Consider the following 13917-nt stretch of genomic DNA (forward strand, 5'->3'; position numbering starts at 1 on the left):
TCGTAATATTCTCCTATTTTCAAAGTTTTTTTCTATAATGCATATTGGAATAAATGAAGTATCATTCTTAAGTTTATATAAAATTTAATTTAGAGGGGAGTTTTTATTATGCTACACGAACTTAAAAAATTACAAAGTGGAACGGATATAAGAGGAATAGCAATTGAACATGAGGGAAGAAAAAATCTTACACCTGAATTAGTAAATGTTTTGGGATCAGGTTTTGCAGAGTGGTTAAAAAAAGTTAAAGGTATAAATAAGAACAATATAAAGGTAGCAGTTGGCATGGATTCGAGATTGTCAGGCCAAGAATTTAAAAAAGCTTTAATAGAAGCTCTAATAGATTCTGGCTGTAATGTTTATGATTGTGGAATGTGTACAACTCCTGCTATGTTCATGACTACTATCTTAGAAGATTATTCTTGCGATGGATCTATAATGATAACAGCAAGTCATCTTCCTTATTATTATAATGGATTAAAGTTTTTCACTAAAGAAGGTGGATGTGAAAAGGAAGACATAGTAGATATAATAGAATGTTCTAGTTCAATAGAAAAAAGTTCTACAACTAAAGGATCAATTAAGGAAGTAAATTTTATAGAGGTTTATTCGAGAATATTAGTAAATAAAATAAGAAAAAGTGTAAATTCATCTGAAAATTATGAAAGACCATTAGAAGGAAAAAAAATAATCGTAGATGCAGGAAATGGAGCTGGTGGATTTTTTGCATCTAAGGTTTTAGAAAAATTAGGTGCTGACACTGAAGGAAGCCAATTTACTGAACCAGATGGGAATTTTCCAAATCATATACCTAATCCAGAAAATGAAAGAGCAATGGAATCTATTAAAGAAGCTGTACTTAAAAACAAAGCAGACCTTGGAATAATTTTTGATACAGATGTAGATAGAGCTGCTATAGTGAGCAACGATGGTAAAGAAATAAATAAAAATGCATTAATAGCATTAATATCTTCAATAGTGCTTGATGAAAATCCAAATTCAATTATTGTTACTGATTCAATAACATCTACAGGTCTTGCAGAATTTATAACTAATTTAGGCGGTGTTCACCATAGATTTAAAAGAGGATATAGAAATGTTATAAATGAATCTAAAAGATTAAACGAAGAAGGAAAAGAAAGCTGTCTAGCAATTGAAACATCAGGTCATGCTGCTTTGAAAGAAAATTATTTCTTAGATGACGGAGCATATTTAATAGCTAAAATATTAATAAAAATGGCTAAGTTAAAAGAAGAAGGAAAAGAAATATCAAGCCTTATAGATAATCTAAAATACCCTAAAGAAAGCAAAGACATGAGAATAAAAATTGAAAGAGAAGATTTTAGGGAATACGGAGAAATGATACTAGAAGACCTGAGAAAGTATACAGAACAAATAGATGGATGGCAAATTGAACCTAAAAATTATGAAGGAATAAAGATAAATTGCGATAAAGAAAATGGTGATGGTTGGTTATTACTAAGATTATCATTACATGAGCCAGTTTTAGCCTTAAATATAGAATCAGATATTCAAGATGGAATAAAGAAGATTATAGATAAATTAACTCCATTTTTTAATAAGTATAATGAATTAGATATTAAGTAATATTAAAAATAATAAAAGTGCTTAGTTTGTTTTCTCTTTTAAAGTTTAAGATATCACCATTCTCTTTCTTCCAAACTAACACAGAAGGATCAGAAAAGCTTTATTTGATAGTAAGAGATTTTATGGGAGATGGAGAAAATTTAGTAGATAATTTATACAAGCTAAAGAATGAGCTATCGCTAATGGATTTTAATCCACATATGCGACAGCACTTAGAATCTCTATTTTAATTTTTGAATAGGATTTACTTACTAAACCATGCTTTACTAAGTAAATTAATACCTTCAGCAATCTCATTGTCAGTCATACTACCGAAACCAAGAAAAACCATATTGTTAGTATACTTATCTTTACGTAACCAATATGTAGATACAGGAGAAACTAAAACACCATATTCTTTAGCTTTTTCTACTATCTCTTCTTCAGATAATCCATTATTTACTTCTAGTAAGATGTGCAGACCTGCATTTTTACCGTGAATAATAACATTGTCTCCCATAAATTTATGAATAGCGCTGATTAACGTATCATGTCTTCTTTTGTTCAGAAGAGATATTTTACGCAGATGACTATCCCAATGTCCTAAATGCATAAATTGTTGAATTATTTTTTGCTCAACTATTGGAACAGAGGATTGGTAGCTACTAAAAAAATTATCATATGTTTCTAGCAATGATTTGGGTAAAACCATATAATTCAATCGCAAGCTTGGGGACAAAGACTTTGAAAAAGTACCAATATATATAACATTGCCATTTGAATCAATACCTTGTATTGAAGGTATTGGCCTTGAATTGTAACGAAGTTCACTATCATAATCATCTTCAATTATAATTCCATTTTCTTTTCTAGCCCAATCTAATAATTGTAATCTTTTTTGAATTGGCATCACTGATCCTGTCGGAAATTGATGTGAGGGGGTTACATACACTATTTTTGCGGAATTATTTTCTAATTCGGTAATACTTATTCCATCCTTGTCTAAGCAAATTGGAACAACATCATATCCGTTATTGTTAAAAATCTTTCTTGCACCAATGTAGCCAGGATCTTCTAAAGCAACTTTAGAAAAATTGTTTCTGAACATCTGGCATAGTAAACTTAAACACTGCTCCAAGCCTGAAGTAATAATGATCTGTTCTGAGGTACATGAGACACCCCTTGACTTATTTAAATAAGCCATTATTTCTATTCGTAATTCTTTTTCTCCTTTACTGCTAGTATAGGATGTCATAACCTCAGCATCTATAGTGGACAAGCATTTATTTGATATCCTCCTCCATAAGCGCAAAGGAAAATCAGAAGCATTTAATTTTCCATATTTGAAATTATACTTATAATTATTATCAGTATTCATCTTAGGTAATGTAGTTTTTTTATACTTCTCAATATTGACAGAGTTATCTCTCTTTAACTTAGTGATTAACACACTATCTAGTTTTTCAACTACGAATCCGCTACCTGCTTTACTTGTGACATATCCTTCAGAAGAAAGTTGTAGATAAGCACTTTCTACTGTATTTCTACTGACATTTAATGTTGTTGCAAGCGATCGTGTCGAATATAGCTTAGTGCCTTCTGAAAGCTTTCCTGAAATTATCTCTTCTTTTAACTGCTCATAAATTTGCAAATATAGTGGAACGCTTGAATCGTTATTTAGAACAATCATTAAAAAACACTCTCCCTTTTAAACTGTATCCTATAAAATAAAAAGAATTGGCACTTTTGATGAGTACACATTGATTGTATAATTGTCTTATAGAAAAGTCAACGTGCACAGATTACGACTTTTTAAAAATATTAAAATAACTAAATTTGTAGAATTATAGAGGAGGAATTTAAATGTTAAATGAAAAATTGCTTGAAGTTATATCACATGAAGGAGTAGTAGCTATAGTATCTTGTAGTAACAATGAGGCACATGTAGTTAATACCTGGCATTCATTTCTTAATGTTACTGAAGATGGTAGGATATTATTACCTGCAGGAGGCATGAGAAGAACTCAAAAAAATATAGAAGCAAATAATAAAGTTAAGGTTACTGTAGGTAGCAAAGAGGTTATGGGACATCAATATCCAGGAGCAGGATTTTTAATAGAAGGAACTGCAAAATTCCTTGAAGAGGGTCCAGACTTTGATATGGTGAAGAAAAAGTTCCCTTTTTTAAGTAGAGTATTAGAGATAACAGTTGCATCTGCTAAGCAAACAATATAGTTATAATATAACTATATTTTTGAAAAGAGTACTTTATATTAGTGAAATAGCTAAAAAAGTACTCTTTTATATTGTTCATTTTTAATATTTTCAACTTTACTAGGATAGTAGGGGAATCTGCGTCATGCAATTAAAAGTAAATAAGTGGAGGAATAAAATGATCGATGACTTGATAACAATTAAAGAATTAACAGAAGAGGAGCAGTTGAGAGATGCTTTTTTAGTAATGAAACAATTACTAACTGATTTAGATGAGAAAACATATTTACAACTTATAAAAGAAATGTACAAGGAAGGATATAAAATGTTTGCCCTATTTGAAAAAGGAAAAATTGTTGCGGTTACAGGTGTAATCCAGCTTACAAACTTATATTATGGAAAACATATTTGGGTTCATGACTTAATCACCGATGAAAGTAAAAGGTCAAAAGGATATGGAGAAAAACTTTTATTACATATACAAACTTGGGGTAAGGAAAATGGATGTGGGATAGTAGCACTTTCTTCTGGCTTCGAAAGAGCTGATGCACATAGATTTTATGAAAATAAGATGGAATATACCAAATCAAGTTATGTTTTTAGAAGACAAGTATAATAATTACCTGTCTTAGTATATAATAAAGCTACTGTATAGTAGAATTTTGTTTCGCAATATTCTTAAAGGATGTAATACAAATATAGAGTAATGATTATAGAATTTTAGCTTAATGTAAACATTTATCTTATTAATAAGATGAATGTTTTTTTATATATTTAATTGGATTATAGCGTTAAATAATTGTTATTTATGGATAAATATTTCTATACATTGGTGAAATAAGGTATAATATTATTTATAAAAAATATACGGACAAACTCTAAGATTTTACTTTTTATAAATAAAATTATTTCTTTTGAGGTGATGACATGATAAAGAAAAAGGTGCCTAAAACTATTCCAGGCATAATTAAAGTGATAAATGAGTCAAATGATATAGATACCATTGAGAGAATGGAGAATTATATAGGTTGCTACTATGGGATACCTGTTTTGCTAATTGGCGCAATAACTAATTATATACTTCATCATGAACTAAAAAGTGCTGTAGTAGATAGTATAATAATGTTAGTATTGTGCTTTTGCTTCATTATTACCCAATATTTAAACATAAAAACTAGAATTATTACTCATTGGATATCACTATTATTTTCACTGGTGTTAATTTTTATAGCCATAAGAATTTATAAATATATTGGACCAGCCATATGGACTATAGCATTTATAAATATAATTATATCCTCACTTAGAATTACAAGAGTTATGCTAAACTATTCTATTATTTCAACATTTTTAGTATGTATGTATTATTCCTTAGTACTTTCAAACACACCTTTTGAATTTGGAATGATATATATAATAGTTCAAATAATATTATTTGTTTTAATTTTAATTATAGCGCCAGTCGTACATCTAATCAATCAGGCACATTATGATAGAGTAAATAAAATGTATATGACTGAAGTGAAGCAAAGGGAAGAATTAGAGAAAATGTATGATAATATTGCAGTTACTCATGCGGAACTAAGCTCTAGATACAATGAATTAAATGATAAAAACAATAAACTAAAACTTAATGAGGAAAAGTTATATCGAATGGCTCATTTTGATATGGTAACTGAATTACCAAATAGAAAGACAATTATGGACAAGATTGATGAACTCATAAGAGTTTTTAAAAATTCTAAAACTTCCTTTTATATAATTTTCATTGATATTGATTCATTTAAAAAAATAAATGATACAATGGGGCATCATGTAGGTGATATGTTTATAGTAGCAGCAGCTAATCGTCTTAAAAAATCTATTAATGAAGAAGATTTAATAGGAAGAATCGGTGGAGATGAGTTTGCATTAATAATTCAAAGGAACTTAAGTGAAATTGAAGCATACTTATACATGGAGGATATTAGAAAAGAATTTTCAAAGCCATATATAATTGGAAATAATGAAATAAAGTCTAGTGCAAGCTTTGGTGTGGCGGCATTCCCTACTGATGGAACTGAACAGGTGGAACTAATGAGAAATGCTGATACTGCAATGTACAAGGCAAAAGAGCTTGGAAAGAACAAAATACAGTTTTTTGAAAGTTCAATGAAGAAAGAGTTGTTAGATAGAATAAATTTTGAAACAAAATTAAAATCAGCAGTACATAAGGATGAGTTCTTTTTGGTTTTTCAGCCAATATATAGTCTTAGTGAACATAAAATTAGAGGTTTTGAAGCTTTGGTGCGCTGGGAATCACCTGAACTAGGAATGGTAAGTCCAAGTGAATTTATACCAGTTGCAGAAGAGCTAGGTATAATAGTACCTTTAGGAGAATGGATTATAAGAACAGCTTGCAAAAGTTTTAAAAATATTCAAGATACATATAGTAAAGATATAGTGCTTTCACTAAATTTTTCAGTAAAGCAGCTTGAAGCACCTAACATAATAGAGGTTGTTGAATCTGCATTAAAAGATGCAGAGTTAGACCCTAGGTTTCTTGAAATAGAAGTAACAGAATCAATATTAATTAGTTCAATTGAAAACACTATTACTGTATTAGAAAAACTTAGAGAAATGAATATACGGATATCCTTAGATGATTTCGGAACAGGATATTCATCCTTAAGTTATTTAAGAAGATTGCCTATAGATGTTCTAAAAATAGATAAATCTTTTATAGATGATTTATTGAATGAAGATAAAAATCTAGAGATTATTGGTGGGATTATAGGACTAGCGCATAACCTAGGAATTCTAGTTGTAGCAGAAGGAATAGAGGAAGAAATTCAAATAAATCTTTTAGAGAGTCTTAAATGCGACTATATACAAGGATATTTTATCAGTAAGCCTATTAAAGAAAAGGAAATCGAAAAATTAAGTTCATTAAAAGAAATTAAAACTAAATTAATTTAAGATATTTAAAGTCATAGAAGTTTATTATTCTATGACTTTTTTATTATATAAGTTGAATTATTAATGACACTATTCCATTCCTAAAACAATTGATAAGAAAGTCAAGTTTGGTAGAATTAAGAAGTTGCCTAGACCACTAGAATTTTATATAATAGTTTGGCAGTAATAGAAAATAAGAAAAATGATAAGGGAAGGTGTACATATGAACAGCAAATCATCGTACTTACATAGCATAGGTAAGTCACTTATGCTACCAGTTGCAGTTATGCCATTAGCGGGAATACTACTTCGTCTAGGTGTATACTTTAACAACAAAATCGTCTTGACCTCGGGAGACGTTATTTTTAGCTATTTACCTTTAATTTTTGCAGTTGCAATTGCGGTTGGATTATCTAAAGATAATAATGGTTCAGCAGGAGTAGCTTCTGTAATGGGATACTTAGTTATGACTAACGTAGCTAAGGCAATTAATGAAACTTTCGATATGAAAGTATTGGCAGGTATAATCATAGGAATTATTTCAGCAGAGGTTTATAATAGGTTCTCAGAACGAGAATTACCTCTATGGCTTAACTTTTTTGGTGGGAAAAGGTTAGTAGTAATTATTACCTTCAGTAGTTCTTTTATATTCGGCATAATTCTTGGATATGCATGGCCTTTATTCCAAAGCAATTTAATTAGTTTAGCTAATTGGATTTATGGTGCAGGAGCATTAGGCGATTTTGTGTATGGATTTTTGAATCGTCTACTAATTCCATTTGGTTTGCATCACGTTATAAATACACAAATTTGGACAATGTTAGGTGAATATAATGGTGTTAAGGGTGACTTAAACAGATTCTTTGCTGGTGATCCTAATGCTGGTGCATTCATGACAGGATTTTTCCCAGTAATGTTATTTGGTCTTCCTTCAGCTTGTTTAGCAATGCTTGCAGCTGCGAAAAAAGAAAATAGAAAATATGTTGGGGGAGCCTTTATTGCAGTTGCATTAACTTCGTTTTTAACAGGAATTACAGAACCAGTTGAATTCTTATTTATGTTTTTAGCACCAATTCTATTTGTTGTACATGCTTTATTAACAGGAATATCATTAGTTATAGTTAATTTATTAGGAATAAGAAATGGATTCACTTTTTCTGCAGGACTAGTTGATTATTTAGTTAATCTTGGTATAGCAGAGAAACCTATACTACTTATTATAGTTGGAATTATATTTGGAATTATATATTTTGTTATTTTCTATTTCCTAATTATAAAACTAGATTTAAAAACTCCAGGTCGTGAAGATGACTTAGGCTTTGTAACAATTTTATCTAAATCTATATCAGATGTATCAAAAATAGCAACTAGAATTTCTAAAGGGGATCTAACAGTTGAAATAGACGAGAAAATGATTGAGCAATCAGGAGAAGTAGGTAACTTAGCAAATTCTTTCAATGATATGATTGCAAATCTTCATAAGTTTGCTAATCATCTGAAGGAAGTTTCCTTAGAGATTGAAACTTCATCAGTAAATCTAAGTGATATAACTGGAAAAGTAGCAAGTACTTCAGAGGCCATTTCAGGGGCAGTTGAAAATATTTCTAATGGTGCAGTTGAACAAGCCACAGACACTCAAAAAGGAGCAACCGAAGTATCAACTTTAGGAGATATAATAGAAAAAGATCAAGAGTATCTTAAAAGTTTAAATATTGAATCTAAGAATGTTGTAAGTGTAGTAGTAAAAGGAAATGAATTGATTGAAGCATTAAATGAAAAGGCTACTGAAACTGAGAAAGCAGTTGAAACTATTTCAAAAGATATTGAAAAAACCTTTAATGGAGTTAATAAAATAAAAGAAGTAAGTAACTTTATAGCATCAATATCAGAACAAACAAACCTATTAGCACTTAATGCATCTATTGAAGCTGCACGTGCTGGAGAAGCAGGGAGAGGTTTTGCAGTTGTTGCAGATGAAATTAGAAAGTTATCAGAAGCTTCTAAGCAGTCTACAGATGAAATTGATAAGGCAGTAAATCAATTGATGAAGGATGCCGAAAGTTCCGTAAAAGTTTCTGAAGATCTAGTGAAAATAATGGATGTACAAAACATTAGTGTTTCAGAGACTTCAAGTCAATTTGAAGAAATTAGTAAGTCTATAAATGAAATTTCATCAATAATTAATGAGATGAACAAATCTGGACAAGTTATGGAGAGAGCAAAATCTAGAATAATGGATGTGATGAGCAATTTATCAGCTATTGCAGAGGAAAATGCAGCATCAACAGAAGAGACAAGAGCTTCAGTGGAAGAGGAAACTCAAGCAATAAATGAGGTTTCAAGAATGAGTGACCAGTTATCAGATTTAGCATCAAAGATAAAAGAAATATCTGAGTTCTTTAAAGTTAAATAGAAAGTAATTTAAAGAGGCAACCATCAGAATTAAAAAATTCTGATGGTTTTTATTTTATACATATATTGACATTAGTTTTTAAAAGTGGTATATAAAAGTTATAGGTTAGCACTCTTATATAGAGAGTGCTAATAAAAAATTGTTTTAATTTTGAAGGGAGAGATTTACTTGGAAACAAAACAATTTAAAGCAGAATCTAAAAGATTATTAGATTTAATGATCAACTCAATTTACACCCATAGGGAGATTTTTTTAAGGGAGCTTATATCAAATGCAAGTGATGCAATCGATAAGATTTATTACAAAGCATTAACTGATGATTCCTTAAGTTTTGAAAAAGATAATTATTATATCAAGGTTGTTCTAGATAAGGAAAACAGAATACTTAGAATTATAGATACCGGTATTGGAATGACCAAAGAGGAGCTTGATGATAATCTTGGTGTAATTGCTAAAAGTGGGTCGTTAAAATTTAAAAAAGAAACAGAATTAAAAGATGGATATGATATAATAGGACAATTTGGAGTAGGCTTTTATTCTGCATTTTTAGTATCAGATGATGTTACAGTTATAAGTAGAGCCGTTGGAAGTGATGAGGCATATAAGTGGCAATCTAAGGGTGTAGAAGGATACACTATTGAGAAATGTGAAAAAGAATCATTTGGTACTGAGATAATACTTAAAATAAAAGAAAATACTGAGGATGAAAGCTTTGATGAATATTTAGATGAATATAGAATAAAGAACATTATAAAGAAATATTCTGATTTTATTAGATATCCAATTAAGATGGATATAAGTAGTAGCAGGCTTAAAGAAGGCAGTGAAAATGAATATGAAACTATCATAGAGGAACAAACAATTAATAGCATGGTTCCTATATGGAGAAAAAATAAAAATGAATTAACTAAAGAAGATTATGATAACTTTTATTCTGAAAAACACTATGGATTCGATAAGCCTATAAAGCATATTCATATTAGTGTTGATGGGGCAGTAAGCTATAATGCTATTTTATTTATTCCAGAAAGAACACCATTTGATTTCTATACTAAGGAATATGAAAAGGGCTTAGAGCTATATTCAAATGGGGTCATGATTATGAATAAATGCCCTGATCTATTACCAGATTACTTTGGCTTTGTTAAAGGTATAGTTGATTCAGAAGATTTATCACTTAATATTTCTAGAGAAATTCTACAGCATGATAGACAACTTAAACTAATAGCAAAGAATATTAAAACAAAAATAAAAAATGAGTTGGAAAGCATATTAAAAAATGAAAGAGATAAGTTTGAGGAATTCTATAAATCCTTTGGAAGACAATTAAAATATGGTATTTATAGTGATTTTGGAGCTAATAAGGAAGTATTACAAGATTTATTAATGTTCTATTCTTCAAAAGAGAAGAAAATGGTAACCTTAGGTGAGTATGTTTCAAGAATGACTGAAGAGCAAAAATTTATTTATTATGCTGCGGGAGAATCTATTGAAAGAATAGAAAAGCTACCTCAGACAGAACTTCTTCTTGATAAAGGATACGAGATATTATACTTTACTGATGACATAGATGAATTTGCCATAAAGACAATAATGAATTATAAAGATAAACAATTTAAATCTGTATCTAGTGGTGATTTAGGAATAGAATCTGATGAAAATGATGAAACTTCAGACACTAATAAAAATGAAAATAAAGATTTATTTGAAAATATGAAAAATAACTTGTTGAATAAAGTTAAAGATGTAAGAGCATCAAAAAGATTGAAAAATCATCCTGTATGCTTAGCTAATGACGGTGAAGTTTCAATAGAAATGGAAAAGATACTTAATTCTATGCCTGATAATCAAAATATTAAGGCAGATAAAATATTGGAAATAAATATTAATCATCCAGTATTTGAATCACTTAAAGAAGCATTCAAAGCAGATAAAGATAAGTTCAATCTCTATACAGATATATTGTATAATCAAGCCCTGCTTATAGAAGGACTATCTATAAGTGATCCAGTAGAATTTACAAATAATATATGTAAAATAATGAAGTAAAAATAAGCAGCCACTAAGAGCATAGTCTTTTAGAGGCTGTTTTTAAATCACTTCAATAATGCAAACATACGTTCTTTTAATAGATATAAATTATCCAGTTGTAACTAATAAATCAACTGGTACTAAAATTTTTTTATTATGATGAGTCTTGGTTCAAAATATATAAGATAATCGCTAATCTCGAACATAAGACCATATTTTTCACGGTAATGGATAATAGTTTCGTTTAAGAATGTTTCTGTAACATTCAAGTATTCAGCCATTTCATAAAGATTTCTTGTACCTTCATTAAAGGCTTTGATAATATCAAATAAATTGATAAGTCTTTCATAGCCCCAGTTACGGGCAATTTTTTCTTGCTTAACATTTTCAATCTTTGTTTTATCTAATATATTACCGACAGTTTTGTGATAGTGCCCAAGTTCTTCTGCTAGAATACAAGTTTTTTCACTTGAAGTTTCAATTCTAGGATCAATAGCTATTGTTTTATTTCCATAGAGGGCTTTAAGATTTCCCTTGAATTTCATTTGTATAATCTCTATACCCTCATCATATATCTCATTCTCTAAACTCTCGTAAGTCATTCTCTTCCCCCTTTAAGTGAAAGTTATCATTTTTTCTTTGATTTAATATAGTTTATAAAGTTTTCTATATCATCTAAGTCGTCTTTAGTAAAATCATCACCATCAAAGTGTGCAGCTAGAGTTTCTAATTTATTTAGTTTTCTTTGCTCTTCCCAACCCATTAGATATGCAGGTGAAACTTTTAATATTTCGGCTAGCTTCTCAATTGAATCCAGTTTAAGATTTTTTATTTCTCCACTTTCATATCTTTGAACAGTAGCTTTTGATACACCCAAATATTCACCAACTTCTTGTAGTGTAAGTCCTAATTCTTCACGTTTTTGTTTAATTTTCTCATTCATTTCCATTCGTACTACCTCACAAACTTAAGCTATCTTAATTATAGCATAAATTGCTTTATACGCAACAAATTGTGTAAAAACTCTGAAAAAAGTTACGCGAAATGCATTGACAATGAAAATTGACTATGATAATATTGGTTACGGCGGACGTAACTATATCATGTGAAAATTAATATGGATATACAAATATGCAACTGGAAGATGGTAAGTATAATTGATTTATGGTTTAAATAAGTATTTTTTAAAAAACTTTGTTACGTAAAAAGAAACAAAGGTATCGGTATGTTTAAAATTTCAAATTAAGATAGGAGGAATGAAATAAATAAGTAGAAAGCATATAGTTTTATTTGACAAAAGATATTTACTTGATTTTTATTACATGAAAGGAGAGGAGTAAGATGGATAGGATAATCAATTTTAAAAATGGTATTCTCACAACAATTGTAGCGTTTGGAGAAGAATTAGGTTTAATCTTAGGTGGATACAATAGCATCCTAATTGCATTAATATGCTGTATGATTATTGAATATATATGTGGTTTAATAGTAACCTATGTGATTAAGAATTCATCAAAAACAGAAACTGGAGTAGCTCAAGGTAAGGTAGATTTAATAGGATTAGTAAGGAAAATTCTTATTCTATTAATTATTGTTATGGTAAATCAAATAGATATAGTTTTGGCTTCAAATGGATTCTTAAGAAATGCAGTTATGATAGGGTTTATGGCAAATGAGTGTCTATCTATTATAGAAAAGGTGGGGCTAACTGGAATTGAGTTGCCCCCTTCAGTAAAGAATGCAATAGATGTTCTTAAGAAAAAAGGTGAAATGAATCAGAATGATAAGAAAGATTGATAAAATTTATCGTATTAGGAGGAGCCGATTATGAATATAAAAATAATTGATTTAAAATTAAGTTGGAATGGAGATTTACCCCATGGGGAAAATATACCAAGCAGAATAGTATTACATCATGCTGATGCTTCAGTATGTACTGTAGTTGATATTAATAGGTGGCATTTGCAAAGGGGATATGCAGGTATAGGATATCATTACTTTGTAAGAAAAGATGGAACTATATATCGAGGAAGGGAAGAAAGCCAAAGAGGAGCACACTGTCCAAGTGCTAATTACAATAGCTTAGGAATATGTTTTGAAGGTTCATATATGATAGGAGTGCCACCTCAAGCTCAGCTAAATGCTGGGTTAGATTTAATAGAAGATATTAAGAGTAGGTATGGAAATAACCTGCAAGTATATGGTCATAAGGATTTATATGCCACAAGTTGTCCAGGAGATAAGTTCCCACTAGATTTTATTAAAAATTCAAAAAGTGCTTCTCAAGTAGTACCAGTTCTAGTTCAAGAAGTTACAAAAGGAGATTTTACTTATCAAAATAATGCAAGAATACAAGGAGATTGGTTTTACGTAAGAGATAAGGATGGAACTATAATTCCTGGACGAAGAGTAGATGATGGAGATAATATAACTGTATTAAATGTATTCTACTCAAAACAACTTGCTGAAGTTGAGTATCCTACTCCAACTGGAGTTAGAAAAGGGTATATTACAAATAATAGATTGATTAAATATTATAATCCTTATAATTGGACTAATGGCACAAATGAAATAAATACACATGAAACACCTAATGGAGAAGTTATAGGATCGTTAGAAGCATATGAAGAAGCAACTCTATTATTTAAAGTTGGAGAATGGTCTCACGTTGTGTATACAACATACTTGGGAGAATTCACTAAGAGTGGGTATGTTAGATGATTAAAATTTCTCAA

12 protein-coding genes are annotated in these 13917 nt (G+C 29.7%); 9 read left to right on the forward strand and 3 right to left on the reverse strand.

All coding sequences use genetic code 11. The features are described from left to right. The first annotated feature begins 108 nt into the window (after window positions 1-108). Together JK634_RS19960 and JK634_RS19965 are read left to right on the forward strand one after the other, a co-directional pair. Entirely contained in the window at window positions 109-1608 is a 1500-nt protein-coding gene (locus JK634_RS19960) for a phosphohexomutase domain-containing protein (RefSeq protein WP_202769521.1), read from the forward strand. A gap of 17 nt (window positions 1609-1625) precedes the next feature. After that, complete coding sequence (locus JK634_RS19965; protein WP_202769578.1) at window positions 1626-1838, forward strand: hypothetical protein; 213 nt, start codon at window positions 1626-1628, stop codon at window positions 1836-1838. A gap of 14 nt (window positions 1839-1852) precedes the next feature. Here JK634_RS19965 and pdxR read toward each other — a convergent pair whose 3' ends face one another. Further along, a complete protein-coding gene (gene pdxR / locus JK634_RS19970) occupies window positions 1853-3277 on the reverse strand; it encodes a MocR-like pyridoxine biosynthesis transcription factor PdxR (protein WP_202769522.1) in 1425 nt (474 codons plus the stop codon). A 173-nt stretch (window positions 3278-3450) separates the two neighbouring features. Between pdxR and JK634_RS19975 the strand changes: the two genes are divergently transcribed. The 5 genes from JK634_RS19975 to htpG all read left to right on the forward strand — a co-directional run bounded on the left by JK634_RS19975 (window position 3451) and on the right by htpG (window position 11200). Beyond that, a complete protein-coding gene (locus JK634_RS19975) occupies window positions 3451-3822 on the forward strand; it encodes a pyridoxamine 5'-phosphate oxidase family protein (protein ID WP_202769523.1) in 372 nt (123 codons plus the stop codon). A gap of 157 nt (window positions 3823-3979) precedes the next feature. Beyond that, entirely contained in the window at window positions 3980-4417 is a 438-nt protein-coding gene (locus JK634_RS19980) for a GNAT family N-acetyltransferase (protein ID WP_202769524.1), read from the forward strand. Between the two features lie 311 nt (window positions 4418-4728). Further along, complete coding sequence (locus JK634_RS19985) at window positions 4729-6759, forward strand: putative bifunctional diguanylate cyclase/phosphodiesterase (RefSeq protein ID WP_202769525.1); 2031 nt, start codon at window positions 4729-4731, stop codon at window positions 6757-6759. Between the two features lie 202 nt (window positions 6760-6961). Then, entirely contained in the window at window positions 6962-9151 is a 2190-nt protein-coding gene (locus JK634_RS19990) for a PTS transporter subunit EIIC (RefSeq protein WP_202769526.1), read from the forward strand. Between the two features lie 168 nt (window positions 9152-9319). Continuing rightward, entirely contained in the window at window positions 9320-11200 is a 1881-nt protein-coding gene (htpG, locus tag JK634_RS19995; protein ID WP_202769527.1) for a molecular chaperone HtpG, read from the forward strand. A 122-nt stretch (window positions 11201-11322) separates the two neighbouring features. On the opposite strand, the gene JK634_RS20000 is transcribed toward htpG, so the two are convergent. After that, window positions 11323-11784: an ImmA/IrrE family metallo-endopeptidase gene (locus tag JK634_RS20000; RefSeq protein WP_202769528.1), complete on the reverse strand. Its 462-nt coding sequence runs from the start codon at window positions 11782-11784 to the stop codon at window positions 11323-11325. A 26-nt stretch (window positions 11785-11810) separates the two neighbouring features. After that, on the reverse strand, window positions 11811-12131 hold the full coding sequence (locus tag JK634_RS20005) for a helix-turn-helix domain-containing protein (protein ID WP_202769529.1): 321 nt from the start codon (window positions 12129-12131) through the stop codon (window positions 11811-11813). A gap of 392 nt (window positions 12132-12523) precedes the next feature. On the opposite strand from JK634_RS20005, the gene JK634_RS20010 reads away from it, so the two are divergent. Together JK634_RS20010 and JK634_RS20015 are read left to right on the forward strand one after the other, a co-directional pair. Then, window positions 12524-12979 (forward strand): phage holin family protein, encoded by a 456-nt coding sequence (locus JK634_RS20010; protein ID WP_202769530.1) that lies wholly within the window; start codon window positions 12524-12526, stop codon window positions 12977-12979. A gap of 30 nt (window positions 12980-13009) precedes the next feature. After that, complete coding sequence (locus JK634_RS20015; protein WP_202769531.1) at window positions 13010-13903, forward strand: peptidoglycan recognition protein family protein; 894 nt, start codon at window positions 13010-13012, stop codon at window positions 13901-13903. Window positions 13904-13917: the final 14 nt, after the last annotated feature.

This window comes from Clostridium paridis (assembly GCF_016765615.1).
Taxonomy (GTDB): domain Bacteria; phylum Bacillota; class Clostridia; order Clostridiales; family Clostridiaceae; genus Clostridium_T; species Clostridium_T paridis.